Source organism: Dorea sp. YH-dor226, assembly GCF_039832105.1.
Taxonomy (GTDB): domain Bacteria; phylum Bacillota; class Clostridia; order Lachnospirales; family Lachnospiraceae; genus Dorea_A.
Map to the genome: position 1 here is coordinate 1 of NZ_JBDOHS010000024.1, position 26,983 is coordinate 26,983.

The window sequence follows — 26,983 nt, forward strand, 5'->3', positions numbered from 1 at the left end:
GGCACTAAAATTTCTTCTCTGTCTGGACATGATAATGAATCCTCTCTTTCATACTGATTTTAGTATATCAGATTCATTAAAATCTGTCCGAAAAAGTGTCTTAATTTATGAGACCATTATAACCTGGTGTATCTGTCCCGGATGGAAGAAACCGATCACTCCATGCAGATGATCGAATTTCCATTTTCGGATATTGTCAGCGAAACGGCGGCATCTTTCCAGGCACTGGCACAGACGCAGGGGAAAACATTTCGGTGCAGCGTGCAGCCAATGCTGTCTCTGAAGGGCAATGAAAAGGCAATTGCCCAGCTGGTCAGTATATTGTTGGATAATGCGCTGAAATATTCTCCGGATCATGGCATTGTGTCACTGACATTGGAAAAGAAAAACAGAACGTTACAGTTATCTGTATATAATACGACGGAGGGAACTATTTCGAAGGATGAACTTTCTAAGTTATTTGAAAGATTTTTCCGAAGGGATTCTTCACATAATTCGCAGACCGGAGGTTATGGGATCGGTCTGTCTGTGGCAAAAGCCATTGTGACAGCACATAATGGCAGGATTCAGGCAAAAACTGAAGATGGACATTCGTTGATGGTTACGGTAAAATTTATGTTGTAAAGATGATAAGATAAACACGACATATATTCTGTTTTTTTAAGTGAAAATCTTACAAATGTAATATTTCGGGACGAAAAAAGGAGGAAACAGTTATGTGGGTACAAAGGATCGTCAGGCGTTGGCGGAATGGTTCAAAACGCAACAGGATAAGTTATCGGGGAATTGTTGGAGGGATTCTTCCGGCAATTCTGCTGGTGATATTTCTGCTGTCTGCCATTTCAGATTCTTCAGAAAACCGTTGCCGTGAAGAGAATGAAAAGAATGATACAAAAGGATATGATCTTCCGGTGGACGAGCGTGAAAGAGAGGAAGCATGGGACGACTGTATCCGGATGATGCATCAGTATTTGCCGGGAGGCAATGGATCCGGTATGAGTTATTCAAAAGAGGATATGCGGAAGATGCAGAAGAAAGCTGCAAGGGCCGGCTTTCCGGTGACAACGTCGATACCTTATTCGAATATGGAAAATTATGAAAGTGCAGAACAGTTTCTTTTGGACTGTATGGATGGAAAAAAAGGAAATATCGTTATCTATGAGATTGATCCGGATGGCGGGATTGTAAGAAATAAGTATGTCTTTGCCGGAAGTGACCAGGGTCAGAGAAAATGCGGATGGAACCATGACATTAACAGTAGATGCAGTGTGTGATATGGTGGTATGTGAGGATGCCATGATTTCCTCAGAGCTTACGGTCAGGTTTTCAGAAGACGGAAGTTTCCGGTATCTCGGGAACCGGGTCAGATGATATTCTTTTGCAGACACTGCAATCGAACATGGAAGGTATTCACACCTTCCCGGCTTTTGGCCCATATCTTTCCACGATGTTCTTCTACGATGCTTTTTGCGATGGACAATCCCAGCCCGTAATTGCCGCTTCGCTTCCTGCTTTGATCTGTACGATAAAAACGTTTGAAGATATTTTTTAATTCTTCTTCAGGCAGAGAATCACCATGGCTTCTGACGGACAGCGTGCAGTACATTTTCTGACGCTTTAAGGTTACGGTAACTTCGGACGAAACGTTGGAATAGTGCATTGCATTGTCCAGAAGAATATCCAGCACCTGTTTCAGATGACCTTCGCTTCCATGTACCTGAATTCCGGGTTCAATCTCTGTATGCAGTGTAAGTTTGTTTTCAAAATAAAGCGGCTCAAAAGGATAGAGTGCATTTTCTGTCATAAGGCTCAGATCCAGATTGCACATGATTGTTTTCAGAGAGCCGTTGTCAATTCTGGACAGCTCCAGCAGCCCTTCCACGAGTTCCTGCATCTGTTTGGCCATAATCAGGATATGATCTGTAAAATGTTTCTGTTGTTCTGAGTCGTAGACGGGAGCCTTTAAAAGTTCTGCATTGGTAAGTATGACGGTCAGAGGTGTTTTCAACTCATGGGATGCATCTGCAATAAACTGTTTTTGCTGTGTCCATGCCCGGTCAACAGGACGTACCGCCCAGTTGGCAAAGAAGATACTGATTCCCAGAAACACGAAGAAACTGATCGTTCCGATCAATATACAGTTGCGTGTCAGATGTTCCATGGTTGAGATCTCGGTTGAGATATCCATAAAGATAAGAAAATGAGAGGTTGGCGTGGATACCTGCATGTAACACAGATGATAGTCCTGCAAAATGCCTGTTTTTTCAGGCAGAGCATAAGAGGCGTCTATGAGATCCTCGAAATAAGCTCTGTCAGTCAGCATCGAATAACTGCTTCCGGTTTCCAGTATATTGTGCTGATTGTCCAGTTTTAATGTGAAATAAGGAAGCCGGATGGCGGAGCTGTCGCCTGGCTTGGTCAGAGATAACGGATCACTGGCAATCTCCTGCATCATCTGAAGATTGTTCTGTTCCAGATTCTTCTGGGTGATATGGATGATAGTATAGAAGATAAAGATCAGCATAATTGTAATGATCGTCATGTTGATGCAGACAAATTTAATACGTAACTTTTTCAGCATATTTCTTGAACCTCCAGATGATACCCCAGTCTTCGAATTGCAACAATCTTTATATTTGAGCCGATTCCGGTCAGTTTTTTTCTGAGAAATCCCACATATACTTCCACATGATTTTCGATAGCATTGGAATCATAACCCCATACATGAGCAAGAATCATTTCCTTGGACAGATTGTGCTCCGGGTTCTGCATAAGCAGACGCATAACGTCAAATTCTCTGGCAGAAAGGCGGATACTGTTTTTGCCACAGAATAAAGTGCCGGAAAACAGATCGAGAGAAGTGTTTCCGCAGATCAGCTCGTTGATCTGTGGTCCCTGGCGCCGCAGGAGCGCGTTGATACAGGCGAAAAGCTCTCTGGAGTCAAATGGTTTGGTAAGATAATAATCTGCTCCGGAATTCAGCCCTTCCACGCGGTCTTCCAGTGCAGACTTTGCGGTAAGCATCAGAATGGGAATTCCGGATTTTTCATTTCGGATCTTTCGTGCAATCTGATAACCGTTCAGACAGGGAAGCATCACATCAAGAATCAGGAGATCGTAAACTCCCAGAGAGGCATATTCCTGTCCTGTGATTCCGTCAAATGCAGTATCAACCTCAAAACCTTTGGACACCAGTAAGGTCTTTATTGATTCGGCCAGCATTTTCTCGTCTTCTATGATCAATATTTTCATAAGAACCTCCATCTATATTACTTTTAAATTCAGTATAAAGAATGAACCTGAAATGAACCTGAAAATATCGGCTATGTGACCATTTATTCATTCATTGTAAAGGAAATGGAGAAGGTGTGTGTGATATTTCTGTGAATTCGAAGTTCTTAGAGGACTTTTTTCAGTATGGTTTCAGCGTTTGTCATTACAATGGTTGCGAAGATAAAGTCTGAACGAGGAGGTTTACTATGATAACAGTGGAATATTTGACAAAATGTTATGATGATTTTAAAGCTGTGAGCGATCTGTCCTTTGAGATAGACGAAGGTCATGTATATGGTTTTTTAAGTCCGAACGGTGTAGGAAAATCAACTACCATGAATATCATGACGGGATGTCTGTCCGCAACGGAGGGACATGTAAGGATTGATGGCCATGATATCTTTGAGGAGGCGGATCAGGCGAAAAGGCTGATCGGATATCTTCCGGAGCAGCCGTCTCTCTATATGAACGAGACGCCGGTAGAGTATCTGAGATTTGTGGGAAATGCCAAAGGGATGAAAGGACAGGAACTGGAGGAACAGATTCGGGAAGTCATTGAGCAGACCAGGATTGATGATGTGAAAAATCGTCTGATTTCAAAGCTTTCGAAAGGCTACAGACAGAGAGTCGGTATTGCACAGGCATTGCTGGGTAATCCCAGGGTGATTATTCTGGATGAGCCTACGGTTGGTCTGGATCCGATTCAGATTATTGAGATCCGGGATCTGATCCGGCAGCTGGGACAGACGCATACGGTGATCTTAAGTTCTCATATACTTTCTGAGGTACAGGCAATCTGCGACAGGATCCTGATTATTGCAAAAGGAAAGCTGGTTGCATTTGATGAACCGAAGAACCTGGAAAAGTTAATGATGGCATCGAATGAAATCGTGATGAAAACAGAAGCAGATGAAGAAGAGACTGCAAGGATACTGGAATGTCTGGAAGATGTTACGGGATGGGAGACAGAGAAAGAAGAGAATGGACTTCTGACAGTCTATCTGAAAGTGGAGTGTGAGGATTCCTGTGATCTGTGCAGGCAGCTCTTTTTTGCGTTTGCGGCAAAAAACAGGGCAATTGTGGAAATTGTGGCAAAAAAGGCGAGCCTGGAAGACGTATTCATCGAGTTGACAGAAAGTGAGGTGGAAGGCAGATGATCGCTGTATGGAAACATGAATTGTCGATTTATTTTCGCTCCCTGACGGCTTATGTGTTTGGCGCATTTTTACTGGTGTTTGTGGGAATCGGAGCAATGTTCTATAACATCCAGAAAGCAGTTTCCAATTTCGAGTATGTACTGAGCTTTGTCAGTCTGGCTTTTGTGGTGATCGTACCGATTCTGACGATGCGGGTGATCGCAGAGGAACGAAAGCAGAAGACAGATCAGCTTCTGTATTCGCTCCCGATTACGACTTTTCAGGTGGTAATCGGCAAATTCCTGGCACTTCTGGTCGTATATCTGATTCCGCTGTGTATGATATCGGTGTATCCGCTGGTATTTGCACAATATGGAGAAGTGTATCTTCCGACTTCTTACGGATCGATTTTTGCATTTTTTGTGATGGGAGCAGCATTGCTTGCAGTCGGAACATTTATCTCATCACTGACGGAAAATCAGGGATTTGCAGCCGGCGTAGGAGTAGCTGCAATTTTGCTGAATTATTATAGTGTGACACTGGCCGAGCACATTTCTTCTACTGCCCTTGGCTCAGTGTTTGCATTGTGGGTGCTCTTTATCATACTCGGACTGGTGATTCATCATCTGACCCGCAATGAGAATCTGGCGTATATTGTCAGTCTTGGATTGATGGCGGGGACCTGTATTGTCTATTTTGTAGATAAAACCAGACTGGAAGGTCTGTTGCCGGATATTATGACAAAATTATCTCTGTTTGAGAGATTTAATACATTTGTAAACGGTGTATTTGATCTTTCTGCAATCTTTTATTATCTGACAGTGATTGTTTTCTTCCTGTTCCTGACCGTACAGTCACTTGAGAAGAGGAGGTACAATTAATGAAAATAATAGAATTATTTTACAGAAAAAAGAGCAGAGAAGGGAAATCAGACCATACAATACAGAATCGGATTGCATTTCAGGGTGGTTCTTACTCCCTTATAATAACTTTCATTGTACTTGCCATTCTGATTGCGCTTAATATTCTGGTATCATCGATCCCATCTGCGTATACCAGATACGATATCAGTTCTGCAAAGCTGTATTCTATCACGAGCAATACCAAGGTTGTGGTAAATGCATTGGAGAAAGATGTTACCATCTACTGGATCGTACAGTCCGGAGAAGAAGACGATGTGATAGAAAATCTGCTGAGTAAATATGAGAGTCTGTCAGAACATGTGGAGGTGGTTAAGAAGAATCCGGATATCTATCCGACATTTGCGGAACAATATACATCCGAGGAAGTGGCAAACAATAGTCTGATTGTCGAGTGTGATGAAAAGAGCAGATATATTTCCTATGATGATATCTATATCTCAGAAGCCAATATGGCGACGTATTCTTATGACAATTCTTTTGATGGAGAGGGAGCGATCACCTCAGCAATTGATTACGTAGTCAGTGAGGAACAGCCACAGCTGTATGTACTGGAAGGACACGGAGAGGCAGAACTTCCGGAGGCTTTTCGTGAACAGATTGAAAAGGAGAATATTGAGTTAAATACATTTTCACTTCTGAATGAAGATTCGGTTCCGGAAGAAGCTGACTGTATTCTGATCTATGCGCCGTCCAGTGACATATCGGAAGAAGAAAAAAATCTGCTTTCCGATTATACAGAAAACGGAGGTAAACTGATGGTTCTTGCCGGACCGACGCAGGATGGTACATTGACGAATCTTTACAGTCTGCTGTCCGATTATGGAATAGAGGCAGAGGAAGGGATCGTTGTGGAATCTGACAGAGAACACTATGCATTTCAGGCGCCGTATATCCTCCTTCCGGATATCTCGGGCAGTGAGATCACAGATCCGCTCCTGGAAGAAAATTATTATGTGATCATGCCGATTGCACAGGGTATGACAGTAAAAAGTTCAGGAAAAGGAACGGTTACAGAGCTTCTTACAACTTCCGATTCTTCCTTCAGCAAGATTGACGGTTATGATCTGACTTCCTATGAAAAGGAAGATGGAGATATCGACGGGCCTTTTACGCTTGCAGTATCGATTGCGTGCGAGAATGACGGACAGATTATATGGTTTGCATCATCGGAATTTCTGAATGATACGTATAATTCTTATTCCTCCGGGGCCAATCTGGATCTGGGAATGAATGCACTGTCATCTATGTTCGGAGAGAATGAAGCTGTGTCAATCCGAAGTAAATCCCTGAATTATAATTATCTTACGATCAGTGATTCCACATCAGCTATTCTGAAAACAGTGATGATCGGCATCTTCCCGCTTGTATATCTTGGAATCGGCATTGGTGTAATTCTAAGAAGGAGGAAACAACATGAATCGGTCTAAAAGGTTATATCTGTTGCTGGGTATTCTGGCTGTTGTATGTGCAGTGACGTTCATTGTATGCAGGTATGAAGAGAAAAAAGAGCAGATCAAGAACAGTGACGAAGTGCTTCTTAAGATTGAGGCGGAAAATGTTACTTCGCTTTCCTGGGAAAATGAAACAGAGTCCCTTTCATTCCATAAAGAGGAAAGCTGGATCTATGATAAAGATGAAGCATTTCCGGTCAGTGAGGATAAAGTCAATGAACTTCTGGAATTGTTCCGTGAATTCGGCGTTTCTTTCGTGATAGAAGAAGTTGAGGATTATGGGCAATATGGTCTGGATGATCCAATATGTACGATCAATATTGAAACAGAGGATAAGAAGTATGAGATTAAACTTGGGGATTACAGTAAAATGGATTCCGAAAGGTATGTATCCATCGGTGACGGTAATGTCTATCTTGTGAAAAACGATCCGCTGGAATCTTACGAGGCAGGATTAAGTGATATGATTGCTCATGATGACATGCCTGAATTTGCAGAGGCAGAGATTCATAGTATACAGTTTGCCGGTTCCTCAAATTACCAGATAGATTATGAAGAAGAAAGTAAAGATACGTATTGTGAAGAGGATGTCTATTTTACAGAACGGGATGGGAAGAACTGTCCGTTAGATTCTGAAAGGGTGGATGATTATCTGAGTATGATCAGCAATCTGGATCCGACAGAGTATGTCACTTATGATGCTTCGGAGGAAGAGATTGAGTCATACGGGCTGGATGATCCTGAACTGACGGTAACGGTTCAATATACTCCGGAGGATGACGAGGATATCGAAGAAAAGGAGAATAAAAAGCAGACATTTGTTATCAATGTTTCCCGTGATCCGGAAGAAGCAGATAAGGAGACAAAAGAAGAGCAGAAAGAAGATGACGAAGAGGAAGAAGAAGAGATTACAGCATATGCAAGAGTCGGAGAATCATCCATTATCTATCAGATTACCGGAGAGCAATATCAGGAGCTGATGAAGGCATCTTATGATGATCTTCGGCATCAGGAAGTTCTTTCTGCTGACTTTGCAGATATTACACAGATCGATATCTCCCTGGAAGGCGAGGATTACACCATTACCTGTGAGGGAAAAGGAGATGACAGAATCTATTATTACGGAGAAGAGGAACTGGAGATTGATGATCTGAAAAGTGCATTGATGGCACTTACAGCTGACAGTTTTACCGAAGAAGAGCCGAAAGGAAAGGAAGAAATCAGCCTGACGGTGCATTTGGACAATGAAAATTATCCGGAGGTTACCGTAAAGCTGTGTCGGTATGACGGAAGCTACTTCCTGGCAGTTGTGGATGGAGAGCCGGTATCATTGGTAAAAAGAGATCAGGTAATTGATCTGGTAGAAGCAGTAAATGCAATTGTATTAAATTAGATACAGACCAGCCTGGGAGAAAGAGTTGGCAATATTAGATATCATGTTAAGGAAACAGAAAAGGGTTTCGTAAAATAAACAGTATATAGCAGAGAAACGATGGAATTGATCGCTGATGGAACGACAGCTTTTAATTCCATTGTTGCTTTTACAGTATTAAAAAATAGTGTATAATAGAAAAAACGTGTTTTGAGAGAAAATACAGAAGAAATAAAAGAGGTATATTACAGAATGAAAGTTCCAAAGAAAGAGAAAAACTGGATCATACTTTTGCTCTGTCTTTGTATTTTGTTTCTGGCAGCTTTGACAGGAATCAGCGGATTTCTGGAACACCGGCTGGAAATTCGTGGAACAACAAAGACGAATGAGACCACATACCAGAAACATATTGCCATGATCAATGAGGATCCGACGGAGGAATTCTGGCTTTCCATCTACGAGAGTGCCAGAGAAGAGGGAAAAGAGCATGGTCTTTATATTGAAAATTTTGGTGAGAGGCTTGTGGAAGATTATACAGCGGAAGAACTACTGGAGATGGCCGTTGCTGCAAAGGTCGACGGTATCATATTGAATGCCGACGGAGGAGATACTCTGCAGGATAAGATCAAAAAGGCTGCTAAAGCAGGAATACCGGTTATGACGATTCTTTCCGATGTGGCAGACAGTGACAGAATTAGTTTTGTCAGTGGCAGTGATTTTGCAACGGGCGAACTGTATGGAAATGAGATTATAGATGAAGTGGAGAAAAAATGGCTGAAAGAGGGAAGAATGATAAGGGTATCTGTATTGGTGGATTCCAATTCAGATCGGGCAACACCGAATCTGATCTATTCCGGAATTCACGAAACGACAGCTTCTGTCAGCGACAGAATGGAGCTGTCAGCGACGGTCATTGATAATTCAGGTAAATTTGAATCGGAAGAGACGGTACGTAACCTGATTCTCAATGCGGATGCACCGGATATTCTTGTGTGCCTTGGGGCAGTTGATACCATCAGTGCATACCAGAGTGTCGTGGATTATAATCGTGTAGGACAGACATCCATAATAGGATATTATTCTTCAGAGGATACGCTGGAAGGAATTCAGAAACGAATTATCAAGTCCAGCGTACTGATCAATGCACAGGAGCTTGGACAGACAGCCGCGCAGGGAATGAGTGAATATCTGGAAAAAGATTATGTGAATGAATATCTTACGGTTACACCGACGCTGATTACGGAAGATAATGTAAAAGACTATATGGAAAAGGAAGAATGATAGTGATATGAAGAAAAAAAGATCCATACGCACGAAGCTTCTGGAAGTGTTTCTGGTCATTATGGTTCTGGTCTTTGTGCTGAACATATATCTGTCTTACAACCAGAGTAAAGCAGTTCGTCAGATTGACAGCGTATATAATAATAATATCCAGTTAAATGATCTGTCGAATACATTAGAGGGAATGCAGTCGGCGCTTTATCAGTATCTGAATACAAAGAGCTCGGATCAGCTGGAGTCATTTTATTCCTGTGAACAGGATTATAATAATATGATACAGCAGCTGAATCACCAGACAGTGGATGACGACAATAAATTAATGGAAAAAAATATCTATAATATGTCACTGACTTACCTGGAGCGTGCGGACAGTACGATAGAAGCCAAAAGAGGGCGTAATGTCAGCAAATATAATGATGATTACGGAGAGGCAAAAAAGCTCTATGATTATATCCAGTCCTGTATTAACAGTCTTAACACCTCTGTTTTTCTGGAAAGCTCCAATAACTATTCACTGCTGCGGACGTCGCTGACTTATCTGACCGGTATCAGTATGTTTCTGCTGCTGGCGGCGCTTATGATTGCATTTGCATGGATTCTTGTTATGACTCGAAATATTACAAAGCCTCTGATTCAGCTGGCAGATGTTGCCAATGAAATTGCAAGAGGGAATATGGAAGTAGACTTTCCGATCGTTGAGACCGGAGATGAGATTACTACAGTAGCAAAAGCCTGCAATAAGATGATAGACAGTATCCGTGTATATATCCAGAAAACCAAAGAAAATTATGAGCGTGAAAGTAAGCTGATCGAAAATGAACTTATCATGAAAAACGAACTGAAGGAAGCACAGCTGAAGTATCTTCAGGCACAGATTAATCCTCATTTTTTATTTAACAGTCTGAATGCCGGAGCACAGCTTGCCATGATGGAGGGTGCGGAAAAGGCATGTCTCTTTATCGAGAATATGGCGGATTTCTTTCGGTATAATGTACGAAAGATCGATAAGGACACAACTCTGAGAGAAGAATTAAAGCTGGTAGATAATTATGTATATATTCTGAACGTAAGATTTTCCGGAGATATCCATTACAGGAAAAAGATTGATGAAAGGCTTCTGGATACACTGATGCCGAGCATGATCATCCAGCCATTGATTGAAAATGCAGTGAATCACGGAATCCGCGAGCTGGATACAGAAGGATATATCGAACTTATCGTATATAATAACAATGAAAATGTGTGTATTACCGTTGCAGATAATGGTGTGGGAATTGAACCGGAAATTGCGGAAAAGATACTTCGTGGAGAAAGTGCTCACAGTAACAGCGGAAGAGATTCCGCGGGGATTGGAATGGATAATGTGATCAACCGGCTTCGCAGATATTATAATATGGAGCATGTTATGGATATCAGAAGAAGAGAAAGTGGTGGTACGGAAGTAATCTTATATCTGCAAAAGGCAAGGGGAGGAAATAAAAATGATACGGATATTGATCTGTGATGATGAAGGTATCGTTCAGGAATCACTTAAGTTTATGATTCAGAAAAGCTTTGGCGATAAATGTGAAATTGAATCTGCGAAAAACGGAAGAATCGCGATTGAACTGGCAGAATCTTTTCATCCGGATATTGTACTTATGGATATTCAGATGCCGGGAATCAATGGGATTGAAGCAATGCAGGAGATTCGTAAGGAGAATAAGAATATTGTATTTATCGTACTGACCGCATATGATAAATTTGAATATTCTCAGAAGTCGATTGATATCGGTGTGTTGTCTTATCTGACAAAACCAATCAACCGTGATGTGCTCATAGAGACGCTTCGCAAGGCTATGAAGCTGATTAGAGAGAGAAAGGAAAAAGTAAAAAATGACCTGGAGATCAAAGAAAAGCTGGAAGTAGTGATACCTATGATCGAAAATGGTTTTGTGTACAGTGTACTTTTTGATGGGCAGAACAGCGAGAACAGTCAGAATTACAGGGAACTTCTGAATATTGAGGTGGATTATGGATATGCGCTGGTGATCGAGTGTGGAGATGAACTTCATAAAGGAGTTCTGTCTAATACACTGGGTGCCGGAATCCGTCTGCAGAAGCACTATATGATTCTGCGGGAGATGCTGAAGGAGACAACCGGAGGAATTGTCGGAGATCTGGTGTCGAATAAGGTGATTGTACTGGTGCCGTGTAATCAGGAAACAGAGGAGTATCATGAAAGAGTTGCCAAGATTGACAGTGTTCGGAGCATGCTGAGAAAACTGGAACAGCAGCTGGACTTGAAGTTCAAGGCAGGTATCGGCTCTGTAAAAACCTGGAATGAGATTCGGGAGTCTTATCAGGAAGCGCTGGATACGGAGAGACAGGGTGTCGGAAAGGTTACACATGCCAGGGATCTTCCGGTGAGCTGTGTCTATGAAGACAGCTACCCGGTGAAGCTGGAAAAGGAATTATTTGCAGCAGTGGAGGAAGGCAATCAGGAAGGAACCAGAGAGCGGAGCAGAGATTTTGCCATGTGGCTGATGAGTCAGTCGACGGAGTTGTCAGGTGTCGTCCGGTTAAAAGCCATGGAGTTTGTACTGTGGGCGGAACATCTTGCGTATATGCAGGGAGGAATGCTATATCGTTTTCAGGATCGTGAAGGGTATCTGGAAACGCTGCTCTCTTTTCAGACATACGAAGAGCTGACAAGCTGGTTCGTGCAGAAGATGGTGGATGCGAGCAGACATATCGCCATGAAACAGCAGGAAAAGACGAGCAGCGTGGTCGAACGGGCGAAAGAATACATAACCGCACATTTTTCGGAAGAACTGTCACTGGATGAGATGGCAAAGGAACTGGGAATCAGTCCTTATTATCTCAGTAAGCTCTTTAAAGAGACAGTGGGAGTGAATTATATTGATTACCTGACAGGTCTCAGAATGCGATATGCAAAGGAACAGCTGAGCAACAGTGACAAGAGTATCAAAGAGATCTGTCATGAATCCGGATATGGAGATCCGAATTATTTCAGCCGGATCTTTAAAAAGTGGACGGGTGTGACACCTACAGAGTATCGGGAAGGAAGAATGTCATGAAAAAGAAATGTATTGCAATTATGATATGTCTGATATTGGCTTTATCTTTCTGCCTGTCCTGTAATCAGAAAGAAAGCGGAGAGGTCGAAGATGAAAATACGAAGAACAGAGAATTAAAGATTGGGATTACGTTTGACACATTTGTGCTGGAAAGATGGATTCGGGACAGAGATGTATTTGTATCTACGGCAGAGAAGCTCGGAGCGACAGTGAATGTTCAGAATGCGAACGGGGACGTGGAAAAACAAAAAGTACAGATTGAGAAATTTATCGAAGATGAGATGGATGTAATCGTTATTGTTGCAGTGGACTGTTATCAGCTTACCGAGGAAGTGACAAAGGCCAGAAATGCCGGAATAGATGTTATATCTTATGACCGTATGATACAGGGCTGTTCTACAGATCTTTATATTACAGTCGATAACGAGGCGGTCGGAGAACTGATGGCTCAGACAATGATCGATCGTCTGCCGGAGGGAGGGAATGTGGTCATGCTCTGTGGTCCACAGGCCGATACGAACTCACTGGATGTTGTAGATGGATTTAAAAAAGGAATTCAGGACAGTAATCTGACGGTAGTCAAAGAAATCTATGTAAAATCATGGACTCCGGAGAATGGATTTGCTGCAGCAAATGAAGCACTTCTGGATGCAGAAGATGTAGATGCTGTAATGTGTGGCAATGACGGACTTGCAGGATATGCGATCAAGGCATTGAGTGAGAAGCAGCTTGCCGGAAAGGTAGTGGTAGTCGGACAGGATGCGGATCTGGAGGCGTGTCAGAGAGTTGTGGAAGGAACACAGACTATGACGGTATATAAACCGATTGAAAGACTGGCAAAGGTTGCTGCAAAATGTGCAGTGAAGATGGCAAAAGGGGAAGCTGTCGTCGGGGAAGAAGTAGGAAGAACTACTACAAAACGGACGATGGATGGCTATGAAGTCCCTTACTGGGCGCTTCCGCCAATTGCAGTGACGGTTGAGAACATGGATGACATTATCATAGATCTTGGTTTCCATCTGAGAGACGAAGTCTATCTGAATGTTGAAGAATAGATAAGAACAGTAAAAAGTAGCATTTTTTTGAAAGAGAGGCAGCACAAAAATGTGCTACCTTTTCTTTTTGGGGAGAGTATCTTTATTAATTTGTGCGAGTCTTCGCAAACATGTCCTGTCTTGATGTTGTTATATTTAATATATCAAATATAACGAATGGAGGAACGTATTATGAAAACAAGATTCAAAAAACTGGTTTCAATCGGACTGATTGCAGTAATGGCAATGTCACTGGCTGCATGTTCTGACGGATCCAGCAGCTCTTCAAGCTCAAGTGAAGAAAAGACAACAGAGGCTGGAAGCGGAAAGATTGGTGTAGCAATGCCTACAAAGGATCTCCAGCGCTGGAACCAGGACGGCGAGAATATGAAGAAACAGCTGGAGGAAGCTGGATACGAAGTTGACTTACAGTATGCAAGCAATGACGTGGCAACACAGGTTTCTCAGATTGAAAATATGATCTCCGGTGGATGTGAGGCACTGGTTATCGCTTCTATCGACGGTGAGTCTCTTGGAACACCACTGAAGACAGCTGAAGAAGAAGGAATCCCGGTTATCTCTTATGACCGTCTGATTATGAACTCTACAGCAGTTTCTTACTACGCAACATTCGATAACTATCTGGTAGGTCAGAAACAGGGCGAATATATTGTAGAAGCTCTGGATCTTGACAATGCAGAAGGCCCATTCAATATGGAAATCTTCACAGGTGACCCGGGTGACAACAATGTTAACTTCTTCTACGGCGGAGCTATGGATGTTCTTCAGCCATACATCGACGCAGGCAAGTTAGTAGTTCAGTCCGGACAGATTGCAAAAGAAGAAGTTGCAACAGCTGACTGGTCAACAGAAAAAGCTCAGGCAAGAATGGATGCAATCCTTGCTTCTAACTATGCAGACAAGAACCTTGACGTTGTTCTTTGCTCTAACGATTCTACAGCACTTGGTGTTGAGAACTCTCTGGAAGCAAACTACAATGGTGAATGGCCAATCATCACTGGTCAGGACTGTGACAAACCAAACGTAAAGAATCTGGTTGCCGGAAAACAGTCTATGTCAGTATTTAAAGATACACGTAAACTTGCAGAGCAGACAGTTAAGATGGTAGACGCTATCATGAGCGGCGAAGAAGCTGAAACAAATGATAACGAGACATATGACAACGGAACAGGTGTCATTCCTTCTTACCTTTGCGATCCTACAGTAGTAACAATCGACAACTACGAAGAGATGCTGCTTGATTCTGGATATTATACAGAAGCTGATATTAAATAATTCGTGAAAAACAAACATGAATGGGCAGGCGGGCACATTGTCCGCCTGCATTTTTAAAGGAAAGTGAGGGATACTATTGGCTAAGATTTTGTTGGAAATGAAAAATATAACCAAGACTTTCCCCGGTGTAAAAGCGCTTGATAACGTGAATCTGAAAGTGGAAGAGGGCGAAATTCACGCGCTCGTCGGCGAAAATGGAGCGGGCAAGTCCACTCTAATGAATGTATTAAGTGGTATATATGCGTACGGAACATATGAAGGCGACATCATATATAACGGAGAAGTTTGTAAATTCCATAATATTAAAGACAGTGAAGGAAAAGGAATCGTTATCATTCATCAGGAACTGGCGCTGGTTCCTGAGATGACAATCGGCGAAAATATGTATCTTGGCAATGAGCAGGGGAAAAAGTTTGCCATTGACTGGAGTAAAACATACGGAGAAGCGGATAAGTATCTGAAACAGGTAGGATTACAGGAGTCTTCCCGTACTTTGATCAAAGACATTGGTGTCGGCAAGCAGCAGCTTGTTGAAATTGCAAAAGCACTTGCAAAAAATGCAAAACTTTTGATATTGGATGAACCTACTTCTTCTCTGAATGAGTCGGATTCTCAGGCACTTCTGGATCTGATGCTGGAATTCAAGAAGCAGGGCATGACTTCAATTATTATCTCTCATAAACTGAATGAGGTTGCGTATGTAGCCGATAAGATTACTGTAATTCGTGATGGTGCAACGATTGAGACTCTCGATAAGACCAAAGACACATTTACCGAGGACAGAATCATCAAGGGAATGGTTGGACGCGAACTTACTGACCGCTTCCCAAAACGTGAGAAAAAGAATATCGGCGATATTGCGCTGGAAGTAAAAAACTGGACTGTGTATCATCAGGTGTATTCAGATCGTAAAGTTGTAGACAATGTATCGATGCACGTCAGAAAAGGAGAAGTACTTGGTATCTCCGGACTGATGGGTGCCGGACGTACAGAGCTTGCCATGAGTATCTTTGGAAAGAGCTATGGCAATGATATCTCCGGTGAATTATATATTGATGGGAAAGAAGTGAAATTGCATTCTGTTCAAGATGCGATTGAACATAAAATAGCATACGTTACAGAAGACAGAAAAGGAAATGGTCTGATTCTGAGTAACCCGATTCGTGTGAATACGACACTTGCTAATCTGGCAGGTGTAAGCAATCACGGCGTCATTGATAAAGATAAAGAAATAGCAGTGGCAGAGGAATACAGACAGAAACTCAGGACAAAATGTCCGAGTGTTGAGCAGAATGTGGGAAATTTAAGTGGTGGTAACCAGCAGAAAGTTCTTCTCGCAAAATGGATGTTTGCCGAGCCGGATGTTCTGATATTGGATGAACCTACCAGAGGTATTGACGTTGGTGCAAAATATGAGATTTATTGTATTATCAACGAATTGGTAGCGGCAGGAAAATCCGTGATTATGATCTCTTCTGAACTCCCGGAGGTTCTGGGAATGTCAGATCGTATTTACATTATGAATGAAGGCCGCATTGTCGGAGAATTGAGCGGCGAGGAGGCAACTCAGGAATTGATCATGTCACATATTTTGAAATCAAGCAAAGGAGAGTAAATTATGAAGAGCGCAAATATTTCAACATTTTTAAAAAAGTACACAATGGTAATTGTGCTGGTTGTTGTTACTTTGTTCTTCACCTGGAAGACAGGCGGAAGAATGTTACTTCCACAGAATGTGAATAACCTGATTTCCCAGAATGCATACGTATTCATTCTTGCAACCGGTATGCTGTTATGTATCCTGACAGGTGGTAACATCGACCTGAGTGTAGGTTCTGTTGTATGTTTTGTAGGTGCTGTCGGAGCTACATTCATGGTTAACAAGGGTGTCAATGTATATGCAACCATGATCATTATGCTTGCTGCCGGACTTTTGATCGGAGTATGGCAGGGCTTCTGGATCGCATATCGAAGAATACCTCCATTTATCGTAACACTGGCAGGTATGCTGATGTTCCGCGGACTTTCCAATATTGTTCTGGATGGATTCACGATCGCGCCAATGCCGGAAAATTATCTGGCAATGTTTAATATGTATATTATGGACTTCTTCCATGGTGATGGGCTGAATATCACCTGTCTTCTGTTTGGAATCATTGCAGCACTGATTTTTGTCGGTGTTACTTTCAAAGGCAGAGCTTCCAAAGTGAAAAAAGGTTATGCAGTAGGACCTATGAGCAGTGAGGTCATTAAATGTGCAGTTATCAGTATCGTAATCATTGCGTTTGCATGGAGACTGGCTCAGTATAAGGGGGTTCCGAATATCCTGATCTGGATCGTTGTCATCGTATTGATCTATGGTTATATTACGTCCAAGACAACCATCGGACGTCATCTGTATGCGATCGGTGGAAATGAAAAAGCAGCACAGCTTTCCGGTATCAATACCAACAGAGTATATTTCTTTGCATATGCGAACATGGGACTTCTGTCCGCAGTTGCAGCTATGGTTGTTATTGCACGTCTGAATTCTGCAAACCCGACAGCTGGTGACGGATATGAGATGGATGCCATCGGTTCCTGTTTCATCGGTGGAGCATCTGCATACGGTGGAAGCGGAACCATTCCGGGAGTTATCATTGGTGCTACTCTGATGGGTGTTATCAACCTTGGTATGTCCATCATGGGTGTAGATGCCAACTGGCAGAAAGTAGTAAAAGGTATTGTATTACTTGCAGCTGTAATCTTTGACGTAGAATCTAAGAAAAAAGCAAAATAAAGTCTCAGTATAAAATATCATGTACATAAAGCCACTTCAGGTGAAGCGAAACAGCGGATACCTGAGTGGCTTTTTCTGATGAAAAGAATGAATCATCGGGAGTATGTAATCTGGAAATTCGTTATATAGATAAAAACGATGAATGGGTGATATATATTGGCTGAATCGATTAGACGCTGTTTGAGGAGAATGATAGAATATATCAGACAGGAGACGATGCTTTCTTACCTGTGGTAAGAAGCGATCGTGTAGTGGTTGGAGGAAAGAACCGAAATGGCTAAGGAATGTATTCACTGTGGTGCGTGTACAAGACATTGTGCATTTTTAGATAAATACCAGATGGACATAGGAGATGAAACGCAGGTTGAAGAACTTGCTTATCATTGTTTTTTATGTGGAAAGTGTGAGTCGGTATGTCCTGTGGGAATTAATGGAAGAGAGAGATTTCTTGAAAAAAGAAGAGAAAAGACGAGAAACAATAATGGGAAGATTTCGGAAGACGGATATGAGATGTTGATTAAGGAGAAACAGAATTATATTTTTCGTAATTATAAAAATGTAACTTCCGGAAGAGTACTGTTTCCGGGATGTAATTTCCCGTCATTTTATCCACAGACGACAAAGAAACTTGCTGCATTGTTAAAAAAAGAAGCCGGAATCGGGACAGTATATGACTGTTGCGGAAAACCGATTGCGGAACTGGGACTTGAAGATCAGGAAAAGAAGATTATACAGAGGATGAATCAGGGCTTTCAGGATGCTGATGTGACCGAGGTGATCATAATCTGTCCAAACTGTTACTATTTTCTGAAGGACAGAATCGATATTAAGGTAACAGGAATCTATGAGCTTCTCGGGGAACTCGGTATCGGAAAAAAGATAGAAACGAAAGAGATGCATCTCTTTACTCCATGTCCGGATAAAGAGACGCGGTTGTGGCAAAAGCATATGAAGCCATATCTTCCGGAAAATGTGCACGTGATCGCAGATATTCAGTGTTGCGGTCTTGGAGGATGTGCAAGAGCAAAGGAGCCGGAGATCGCCAGAGGATTTACAGACTCTTTGAAACAGGCAGGCTATGATTCTATCTATACCTATTGTGGTTCCTGTGCAGGAAAGTTTGTTCGGGATCAGATGAAGGGCGTGCACCACATTCTTGCGGATATTCTGGAGACGGGTGAAGAGCCGGATGTGGCAAAATCTATGGTAAACCGGGCGATGAGCAGATTCTGGTAGGAAATGATGCGGGGAACGGAATTAGATATCGGATTGGAAAAGTGAGGAAAATATGATTAGTGTATTGATGTGTACCTATAACAGAGAACGTTTTTTGGAACGTGCGATCAACAGCGTGCTGGGACAGACATGTAAGGATATTGAGTTTATAATTGTAGATGATGGGTCGACGGATCATTCGGAAGAGATTATAAAGTCATACACGGATTCCAGGATCCAATATGTGAAGATGAAAAGAAATTCTTTCTATTGCCATGCCGCAAACTGTGGTCTTACATATTGCAGGGGAGAATATGTGGCTTTTATGAACAGTGATGATGTATGGCTGCCGGATAAGCTGGAGAAGCAGCTGGAATTTATGGAAGAAAATACACAATATGGTGCATGCTTTACAGCAGTCAGCCTGATGGATGATGAAGAACAGGATGTGTCGGATAAAAGCGAGGATCTTCGGAATCTGTTTGCAAGGCAGCATGATTCACAGAAGGAATGGATGCGGTCTCTGTTTTATGATGGGAATTCTCTGTGCCATCCTTCTGCAATGGTCAGAAAATCAGTACTGGATAAAGTAGGTGGGTTTAATATCATGTATCGCCAGCTTGCAGATTATGATCTGTGGCTTCGTATATTGATAGATACCCCGATCCATGTATTGCCGGAACAGCTGATCCGGTTTCGATGGGATGAAAAATCTCAAAATCAGGTGAGCAGTGCGACAGAGGAGCATCGGATACGTACATCCAATGAGCAGGTACTGATCAGCAGAAATCTGATTGATGCAATGTCGGATGAAAAGTTTCGGGAGTTTTTTGGAGAAGATTTTCAAAATCCATCCTCCTCTACTCATCTGGAGATTGAACTTGAAAAATGTCTGTTGATGATCATGGCGAAGGGATGGACGGCGTATCTCAGGACGTCAGGACTTGACAGGCTGGAAAAAGTACTGCAGGATCCCGATGCGTTTGATGTATTGCATGAGCATTTTCACATCAATATATTTGATATCTATAACTGGGATAAAGAGCATCTGTATGTCAGTGAACTGGAATATCAGTCCTGGCAGGCGCTTTTTGTTCATTATCAGACGGAGGCGCAGAAAGAAAAAGATAAGGTAAACCAGCTTGAGAGAAAAATTGAGGAGTATGAACTTTCTAAGAGTTGGAAGATGACGGCGCCGTTTCGAAGGGTGATGGGAATCATACGGGGTATTACAAAACAAATATAGAAATATACAGCGCTTCCTGCTTTGATGTGTTATAATAACAGACAGGGATGTCTTCTGCCTGCAGGCAGCAGGCAGGATGAGTGGCAGGAGGAAAGATCAGATGACAGAGAAAGAATTAAAAAAATTGAGTCGGATAGATCTGCTTGAGATGCTTTTGGAGCAGAGTAAAGAAGTAGAACGGTTAAATGCGGAGCTTAAAGAAGCGCAGAAAAAACTGGAAGACAGAAGTATACAGCTGGATGAAGCCGGATCGATCGCTGAGGCGGCACTGAGACTGAATGGGATCTTTGATATCGCGCAGATTGCTGCGGATCAGTATCTGGACAATCTTCAGACACTAAGCGGAAGAACGGATGAGATCTGTGATCGGAAGCGAGAAAAGTGTGAACAGGAAATCCGGGAGAAAAGGGAAGCTGCAGAAAGAGAATGTGAAGAACTGAAGCAGAAGGCAGAACAGTTCTATCAGGAAAAGGTAAAAGAAGCAGAGCTTAAGTCCGATCAGATGATAAAGGATGCGGAAACGAAAACGGAGGAAAAATGGAAGACGCTCTCAGAACAACTGGAGACTTTCTACCAGGCGCATCAGGGACTCAAGGAGATGCTGTCATTTTCTGTAAATGGAGATGAGACGAATGAAGCGTAAGATCGGCAATGTATTGATGACGCTGGGAACGCTTCTGATCCTGGCGGCTTTGTGTCTGACAATATATAATATCTGGGAGTCCCAAAAGGCAGATCAGAATTCTTCGGAGATCCTTGCGCAACTGGAAGATGAGATGGAAGATGAGGATGAAGATCAGGATCAGGATATTCCGATTTATCAGTTGTATCCGGATATGGAAATGCCGGTTTATGAAGTGGATGGAATCGCTTATATCGGAGTGCTTGAGATTCCGGTTCTGGGATTAAAACTTCCGGTTGCTTCTGAATGGAGTTATCCGAATCTCAGAAGCTCTCCGTGTCGGTATCAGGGATCTGTATATCAGGATAACATGATTATTGCAGGACATAATTATAACAGACATTTCGGACGACTGAAAGATCTGGGGATCGGAGATGAGATCCGTTTTACAGATGCGGACGGGAATATATTCGATTATCAGGTTGCGGATCTGGAATCCCTTCCCGGAACAGCAGTGGAAGAGATGGAAGCCGGGGAATGGGATATGACACTTTTTACATGTACATATGGCGGAAAGAGCCGTGTTACAATAAGATGCAGGAGAATCGAATGATAGGATTTCGATTCTCCTGCTTTTTATTTTTCATCGTTAACCGGTATGGGATGACAGGATTTATTTACAGGCTTTCAGGATTGCTTTCAGATATTCCCAGGTTCGTTCAGTAGAAGCAATGTCCATCCGTTCTTTTACAGAGTGTACATCCGGAAGATCAGGTCCAAAGGAGACGATATCGAGATCGGATTTTTTGCCGAAAAGAATACCACATTCCAGTCCGCTGTGCGTAGTCTCAACGGTAGGGTCACATCCGAATATATCCTTATAGATATCAATCATCATTGGACGAAGAGAAGAATCTTCATAATATTCCCATGCAGGATATTCGCCGGTCAGTTCGTAAGAAGCGCCAACCAGTTCGCACCACATGCTCATAATCTTCTTCATCTCTTCCAGTTTACTCTTCATGGAGCTTCTTACCTGAAATCTGACTCTTACAGTATCGTCACTGGTCTCAACGATTCCGGTGTTCAGAGAAGTTTCGACAGCCCCTGGGAAAGAGCGGTCATAGCACTGTACACCGTTCGGAGCTCCATACAGATATGTAATGACGTGAGAAGTCGATTCCGTATCAAATGCTTTGGTTGATTCTGATTTTCCGGCAGCAGCAGTCAGTGAAAAGTCTGGTTCGGAACCAAGAAATTCAGCAAAAAGAGTATCCTTAAGTGTACATATATCCTTCAGGATTGCATCTGCCTGTTCAGAATCTGCAACAATAACTGCCTCGTTATTCTGCGCAATAACATTGGCAGCTGTACCGCCGTTAATATTAACCAGATTAAAATCATAGGTTTCTGATAAAGTGTTCAGAATACGCCCCATGAGCTTGTTGGCATTTCCACGTTGTTTCTGAATCTCAGCTCCGGAATGCCCCCCCTGAAGTCCGCCGAGAGAGATCGTGATGAGAGTGCCTTCTTCGTCGCTCCACTCTATCGGAATATAAGTATCATAGATAAATCCTCCGGCACAGCCTACCGTCAGAACGCCTTCAATCTCAGAGTCAATGTTCAGACACTTGCGTCCCTTGATATCTGACAGATCGATCGCTTTTGCACCACCCATTCCGATCTCTTCATCAATAGTAAACAGTGCTTCGATCGGTGGATGCGGAATATCTGTACTTGCAAGAATTGCCATGGCATATGCGATCGCGATTCCATCGTCGCCGCCAAGCGTTGTGTTTCTGGCTCCGATCTTTCCATCCTCAACGAAAAGGTCGAGAGGATCATTCTCAAAATCATGGTCACTGTCAGGAGTCTTGACATTTACCATGTCCAGATGTCCCTGTAAGATGACCGGTTCGCTGTTTTCATAGCCTTCAGTTCCCGGCTTTTTAATAATTACGTTGTTCACTTCGTCCTGAACATATTCCAGATTATGCGCTTTGGCGAATTCCACACAGAAATCACTGGCTTTTTTCGTGTAAAATGTTCCCCTTGGCACTTTGCTCAGTTCTTCAAAGTAATATAATACTTCTTTTGGCTCAATGTTTGATAATACTCCCATTGTGGTAACCTCCCGTAACATTATTATAAATCTATTTTTATTGTAGCACCTTCTTGCGGTTTTTGCCATGTTATTTGCAAGATATCTGTGATATAATATTAACAGTCTGGCAGGAAATAGGACGCTGTGATATGATAGTAAAAAATGAGAGGAAAGGCAGAATATAGATGGAAAAACAGGAAGGTTGTCAGGAAAAGAAGCATAAGCGCAGAATTCATTACTCCGGAACTCATCCAAAGAGTTATAGAGAAAAATATAAAGAACATCAGCCGGAAAAATATGCGGATACAATATCTAAAGTAATCCAGAAAGGCGGAACACCTGCAGGGATGCATATTTCAATCTTAGTGCAGGAGATTCTGGATTTTCTGCAGATCCGGCCGGGACAGCAGGGACTGGACGCGACGCTCGGTTATGGCGGTCATACACTGGAGATGTTAAAATGTCTGGAAGGACAGGGGCATATCTATGCGCTGGATGTGGATCCGATTGAATTGGCAAAGACAAAAAAGCGTCTGCAGGAAAAAGGATACGGACCGGAGATTCTGACAGTGAGGCTGGAAAATTTTGCCAATATTGATAAGGTGGCAGAAGAAGCAGGTAAATTTGATTTTGTACTGGCAGATCTTGGGGTATCTTCCATGCAGATTGATAATCCGGAACGAGGATTTACCTATAAAGCGGAAGGACCGCTGGATCTGCGTATGAATCCGGAGAAAGGAATCAGTGCAGCGGAGAGGATCCGGGATATTTCACAGGAAGAATTGATGGGGATGTTGATTGAGAACTCTGATGAACCTTATGCGGAGGAAATATCCAAAGAAGTGGTAACAAGGATCCGAAGAGGGGAGAAGATCGAGACAACAACTGCTTTGCATCAGGCGATTGAAGATGCGCTGGGTTTTCTGCCGGTATCTGACCGGAAGGAAGCGGTCAAAAAATCCAGTGCAAGGACATTTCAGGCACTTCGAATTGATGTGAACAATGAGTTTGAAGTGTTATATGAATTTCTTGATAAGCTTCCGGATGTGCTGGCTCCGGGAGGAAGAGCTGCGATTCTGACATTTCATTCGGGTGAAGACCGCCTGGTAAAAAAGTCATTTAAACAGCTGAAGAAAGAAAATATCTATTCCGAGATCGCAGATGAAGTAATTCGTCCTTCAAAGGAAGAGTGTATTCGCAACAGCCGAGCCAAATCAACAAAGATGCGCTGGGCGATCCGCGCAGAAGAGTAGGAAAAATGCAAAAGGAGAAACAGATGGCAGATACAATGGAGAAGTGTAAAATTGCCGGGAAATGCGGGGGATGCCAGTTTCAGGGTATTCCTTATAAAGAACAGTTGAAACGAAAGCAAAAACAGGAAGAGAAGCTGCTCGGACGATTTGGAAAGGTGAGCCCGATCATTGGAATGGAGGATCCCTGTTACTATCGGAATAAAGTTCATGCGGTCTTCGACCGTGACCGGAAGGGGAATATCATCTCCGGGACTTATCGGGAGGGAACGCATCAGGTGGTTGCAGTAGAGGACTGCCTGATTGAAGATGAAAAAAGTCAGGCGATCATACGGACAATCCGGGGAATGCTCAGATCTTTTAAGATCAAAACCTATGATGAGGATACGGGATACGGACTTCTCAGGCATGTTTTGATCCGAAGAGGCTATACAACAGGAGAGATTATGGTTGTCCTGGTTCTGGGTTCACCGATTCTTCCATCCAAAAATAATTTTGTGAAAGCACTCCGAAAGGAACACCCGGAGATTACAACGGTTGTGCTGAATATCAATGATAAGAAAACCAGCATGGTTCTGGGAGACCGGGAAAAAGCAATCTATGGTCCGGGATTTATCCGGGATCAACTATGCGGCTGTTCCTTCCGGATTTCGCCAAAGTCCTTTTATCAGGTGAATCCGGTACAGACGGAAGTGCTGTATCAGACGGCCATACAATATGCAGGTCTCAGCGGTAAAGAGACGGTGATCGATGCGTACTGCGGAATCGGGACGATCGGACTGATCGCGAGTAAACATGCGAAACGGGTGATTGGTGTCGAACTGAATCCGGATGCTGTCAAAGATGCACGCATCAATGCAAAAGAGAACCGGATCACGAATGCAGGATTTTATCAGGGAGATGCAGGTCGATTCATGGTGGAGATGGCAGCAAATAAGGAAAAGGCAGATGTGGTGTTCATGGATCCTCCGCGTGCGGGAAGCGATGAACGTTTTCTGTCATCAGTCGTAAAGCTGGCTCCTGAAAAGGTTGTGTATGTATCCTGTAACCCGGAGACGCTGGCGAGAGATCTGAAATACTTGATCAGGCATAAATATGAAGTGAGGAAAATACAGCCGGTGGATATGTTCCCGTTTTGTGATCATGTGGAGACGGTAGTACTGCTTTCCCACAAAAAGCCAGACGGACATATCAACGTAAAAGTTGAGTTTGGCGAGGGTGGGGGAAAAGTTCCGTTTGATAATATTGCTAAAAGAGCGGAAAGCTACAAGCCCAAAGAGCGAGTGACCTACAAAATGATAAAGGAGTACATAGAAGCTAAATACGGCTTCAAAGTACATACCGCATATATCGCAGAGGTAAAGAGAGATTTAGGCCTGCCAATGTACGATGCTCCTAATGCGGTAGAAGAATTGAAACAGCCGAGGAAGCATCCGACGGCGGAGAAAGTGGAAGCGATAAAGGATGCGTTGAAGCATTTTGAAATAATCTAAATATAAATATCTGATACCATTTTATAGCCGTTTGTTCAGGTTTTGAGTAGGCGGCTATTTGGCTATCTGGATTTTTAGAACTATCGAAAAAGAAGAAAAGATTGTATAATATATGTGGAGCAAGTGAAAGAATTATCAAAGCAAATGACTCAAGATTTTGGGAAAGGATTTACCGTTGCAAACTTGAAAAATATGCGGCAGTTTTATTTAACGTTTCCAAATGGCTACGCACTGCGTAGCGAATTGAGTTGGACGCATTATCGGCTTCTGATGCGAGTGGAGAATGAAAATGCACGAGAATTTTATATGCAGGAAGCTGTAAAATCTCAATGGAGTACCAGACAACTTGAGCGCCAGATAAATTCTTTCTTTTATGAAAGGTTATTATCCAGTAAAAATAAAGAGCAAGTGGAAGCGGAAATTCAGACACTGGAGCCGGCGAAAAAACCAGAAGATGTTATCCGTGACCCATATGGCTTCCGGTAGTTATTACACTTGTTATTACATTTATAATGTCAAGAATGAAAGTAGAAAAGGCAAATGAAGAATTAAGAGCTGTAAAAAGAGCATAATTCAATAAAGAAGAAATTAAAAAACGGGTATGTGCCTATGCCAATTACAGGATTGAATATTACTGAAAAGACAGTAGTCGAGGAGGTAATTCAAAATGGCAAGAAGCATTACCAAGTCCATTTCCCGGTTTGCAAGGAATACGTTGGATTGCCTGAATTATGTGCGGAAATTGAAGGACTTGGAGACTTTTAAAATCGTCTGCGGAAGCTGCAATAAAGTTTTCGCAAGGAAAGGTTGGCGGAGCAGCACCGGATTTGACCGAAAGATCTGGAAGTGCAGTGAGCGTTACAAAGTCAAAGATGTTATGGGCTGTTCCAACCGCGCTGGTGGTGCTTCTGGACGGGACAGTGATTGAATGTAAAAATGAAGAGGAGTAAGAAAAGAGGCAGATTGGGAGTTTTGTGATTCCTGATCGGTCTTTTTTCTTGATCTTATTCAGATAGTAAAAGATAAATCGGTGTGGTAGAATATTATAAAGTCTTTAGATATCCGTTTTAAGATACAGTTTTGAGGGGCAGGAGCATCCAAGTTTATACTCAACAGAAGAATATTCTCATTTTTTTGAGTATTTGTTTGGAAATTTGGATGATTAAATGTACAGATTGTGTTTGACAATTGAAAAGTTATATTAGGAAATTGACGAAAGGTGGAAAGATCCGGATTATATTAAACCGATTTTATTAGAAGGATTGAGAAAGAGAAATGTGTTTACAAAGACAAACTTACCACTAAAGTGGTGTGGTATAAAAAAAGTTGACATCTTATTCTCAAGGATTTCATGATAGAATCAAGAGAATAAGGAGGTACTCAAAATGGCACGTAAATATGACCATGAATACAAAGTACAGGCAGTTA

The 26,983-nt window shown here is 42.5% G+C and carries 24 protein-coding genes; 21 read left to right on the forward strand and 3 right to left on the reverse strand.

Features of this window, described 5'->3' with window-relative positions; all coding sequences use genetic code 11:
* Window positions 1-141 precede the first annotated feature (141 nt).
* A complete protein-coding gene (locus ABE547_RS13785; RefSeq protein WP_347379286.1) occupies window positions 142-624 on the forward strand; it encodes an ATP-binding protein in 483 nt (160 codons plus the stop codon).
* 92 nt (window positions 625-716) lie between these two features.
* Window positions 717-1,274, forward strand: coding sequence for a DUF6070 family protein (locus ABE547_RS13790; protein ID WP_347379287.1), 558 nt, complete (start codon window positions 717-719; stop codon window positions 1,272-1,274).
* Between the two features lie 89 nt (window positions 1,275-1,363).
* On the opposite strand, the gene ABE547_RS13795 is transcribed toward ABE547_RS13790, so the two are convergent.
* Window positions 1,364-2,581 carry a HAMP domain-containing sensor histidine kinase gene (locus tag ABE547_RS13795; protein ID WP_347379288.1) on the reverse strand — a complete coding sequence of 406 codons (1,218 nt, stop codon included), beginning with the start codon at window positions 2,579-2,581 and terminating at the stop codon, window positions 1,364-1,366.
* Window positions 2,575-3,252 (reverse strand): response regulator transcription factor, encoded by a 678-nt coding sequence (locus tag ABE547_RS13800; protein WP_347379289.1) that lies wholly within the window; start codon window positions 3,250-3,252, stop codon window positions 2,575-2,577. Before ABE547_RS13800 ends, ABE547_RS13795 begins: the two co-directional genes overlap by 7 nt.
* Window positions 3,253-3,479: 227 nt before the next feature.
* Between ABE547_RS13800 and ABE547_RS13805 the strand changes: the two genes are divergently transcribed.
* From ABE547_RS13805 to ABE547_RS13875, 15 genes are all read left to right on the forward strand, one after another.
* The gene (locus ABE547_RS13805) at window positions 3,480-4,430 is read left to right on the forward strand and encodes an ABC transporter ATP-binding protein (protein WP_347379290.1); all 951 of its coding nucleotides are present in this window, start codon (window positions 3,480-3,482) and stop codon (window positions 4,428-4,430) included.
* A complete protein-coding gene (locus ABE547_RS13810; protein ID WP_347379291.1) occupies window positions 4,427-5,290 on the forward strand; it encodes an ABC transporter permease subunit in 864 nt (287 codons plus the stop codon). The genes ABE547_RS13805 and ABE547_RS13810 overlap by 4 nt, the downstream gene beginning before the upstream one ends.
* Window positions 5,290-6,759 (forward strand): GldG family protein, encoded by a 1,470-nt coding sequence (locus tag ABE547_RS13815; protein WP_347379292.1) that lies wholly within the window; start codon window positions 5,290-5,292, stop codon window positions 6,757-6,759. The genes ABE547_RS13810 and ABE547_RS13815 overlap by 1 nt, the downstream gene beginning before the upstream one ends.
* Window positions 6,746-8,176: a DUF4340 domain-containing protein gene (locus ABE547_RS13820; RefSeq protein ID WP_347379293.1), complete on the forward strand. Its 1,431-nt coding sequence runs from the start codon at window positions 6,746-6,748 to the stop codon at window positions 8,174-8,176. Before ABE547_RS13815 ends, ABE547_RS13820 begins: the two co-directional genes overlap by 14 nt.
* Before the next feature lie 231 nt (window positions 8,177-8,407).
* A complete protein-coding gene (locus ABE547_RS13825) occupies window positions 8,408-9,436 on the forward strand; it encodes a substrate-binding domain-containing protein (RefSeq protein ID WP_347379294.1) in 1,029 nt (342 codons plus the stop codon).
* 7 nt (window positions 9,437-9,443) lie between these two features.
* Window positions 9,444-10,940, forward strand: a complete 1,497-nt coding sequence (locus tag ABE547_RS13830) for a histidine kinase (protein ID WP_347379295.1) — start codon at window positions 9,444-9,446, stop codon at window positions 10,938-10,940.
* A complete protein-coding gene (locus tag ABE547_RS13835) occupies window positions 10,918-12,516 on the forward strand; it encodes a response regulator (RefSeq protein ID WP_347379296.1) in 1,599 nt (532 codons plus the stop codon). The genes ABE547_RS13830 and ABE547_RS13835 overlap by 23 nt, the downstream gene beginning before the upstream one ends.
* Entirely contained in the window at window positions 12,513-13,571 is a 1,059-nt protein-coding gene (locus tag ABE547_RS13840) for a substrate-binding domain-containing protein (RefSeq protein WP_347379297.1), read from the forward strand. Before ABE547_RS13835 ends, ABE547_RS13840 begins: the two co-directional genes overlap by 4 nt.
* 171 nt (window positions 13,572-13,742) lie before the next feature.
* Window positions 13,743-14,846 (forward strand): multiple monosaccharide ABC transporter substrate-binding protein, encoded by a 1,104-nt coding sequence (chvE, locus tag ABE547_RS13845; RefSeq protein ID WP_347379298.1) that lies wholly within the window; start codon window positions 13,743-13,745, stop codon window positions 14,844-14,846.
* Window positions 14,847-14,922: 76 nt separating this feature from the next.
* Window positions 14,923-16,461, forward strand: coding sequence for a multiple monosaccharide ABC transporter ATP-binding protein (gene mmsA / locus ABE547_RS13850; protein ID WP_347379299.1), 1,539 nt, complete (start codon window positions 14,923-14,925; stop codon window positions 16,459-16,461).
* 3 nt (window positions 16,462-16,464) lie between these two features.
* A complete protein-coding gene (gene mmsB, locus ABE547_RS13855; RefSeq protein ID WP_347379300.1) occupies window positions 16,465-17,625 on the forward strand; it encodes a multiple monosaccharide ABC transporter permease in 1,161 nt (386 codons plus the stop codon).
* A gap of 273 nt (window positions 17,626-17,898) precedes the next feature.
* On the forward strand, window positions 17,899-18,861 hold the full coding sequence (locus ABE547_RS13860) for a (Fe-S)-binding protein (RefSeq protein ID WP_347379301.1): 963 nt from the start codon (window positions 17,899-17,901) through the stop codon (window positions 18,859-18,861).
* A gap of 52 nt (window positions 18,862-18,913) precedes the next feature.
* The gene (locus ABE547_RS13865) at window positions 18,914-20,086 is read left to right on the forward strand and encodes a glycosyltransferase (protein WP_347379302.1); all 1,173 of its coding nucleotides are present in this window, start codon (window positions 18,914-18,916) and stop codon (window positions 20,084-20,086) included.
* Between the two features lie 100 nt (window positions 20,087-20,186).
* Window positions 20,187-20,729 (forward strand): hypothetical protein, encoded by a 543-nt coding sequence (locus ABE547_RS13870; RefSeq protein WP_347379303.1) that lies wholly within the window; start codon window positions 20,187-20,189, stop codon window positions 20,727-20,729.
* Entirely contained in the window at window positions 20,719-21,321 is a 603-nt protein-coding gene (locus tag ABE547_RS13875; RefSeq protein ID WP_347379304.1) for a sortase, read from the forward strand. The genes ABE547_RS13870 and ABE547_RS13875 overlap by 11 nt, the downstream gene beginning before the upstream one ends.
* 60 nt (window positions 21,322-21,381) lie before the next feature.
* On the opposite strand, the gene ABE547_RS13880 is transcribed toward ABE547_RS13875, so the two are convergent.
* Window positions 21,382-22,830 (reverse strand): aminoacyl-histidine dipeptidase, encoded by a 1,449-nt coding sequence (locus ABE547_RS13880; RefSeq protein ID WP_235249887.1) that lies wholly within the window; start codon window positions 22,828-22,830, stop codon window positions 21,382-21,384.
* A gap of 167 nt (window positions 22,831-22,997) precedes the next feature.
* On the opposite strand from ABE547_RS13880, the gene rsmH reads away from it, so the two are divergent.
* The 4 genes from rsmH (at window position 22,998) to ABE547_RS13900 (ending at window position 26,483) form a co-directional block, all read left to right on the forward strand.
* On the forward strand, window positions 22,998-24,065 hold the full coding sequence (gene rsmH, locus ABE547_RS13885; protein ID WP_347379305.1) for a 16S rRNA (cytosine(1402)-N(4))-methyltransferase RsmH: 1,068 nt from the start codon (window positions 22,998-23,000) through the stop codon (window positions 24,063-24,065).
* 23 nt (window positions 24,066-24,088) lie between these two features.
* Window positions 24,089-25,555, forward strand: coding sequence for a 23S rRNA (uracil(1939)-C(5))-methyltransferase RlmD (rlmD, locus tag ABE547_RS13890; RefSeq protein WP_347379306.1), 1,467 nt, complete (start codon window positions 24,089-24,091; stop codon window positions 25,553-25,555).
* A 123-nt stretch (window positions 25,556-25,678) separates the two neighbouring features.
* The gene (locus tag ABE547_RS13895; protein WP_347379307.1) at window positions 25,679-26,041 is read left to right on the forward strand and encodes a DUF1016 N-terminal domain-containing protein; all 363 of its coding nucleotides are present in this window, start codon (window positions 25,679-25,681) and stop codon (window positions 26,039-26,041) included.
* A 181-nt stretch (window positions 26,042-26,222) separates the two neighbouring features.
* Window positions 26,223-26,483 (forward strand): hypothetical protein, encoded by a 261-nt coding sequence (locus ABE547_RS13900; protein WP_347379308.1) that lies wholly within the window; start codon window positions 26,223-26,225, stop codon window positions 26,481-26,483.
* The last annotated feature ends 500 nt before the right edge of the window (window positions 26,484-26,983 follow it).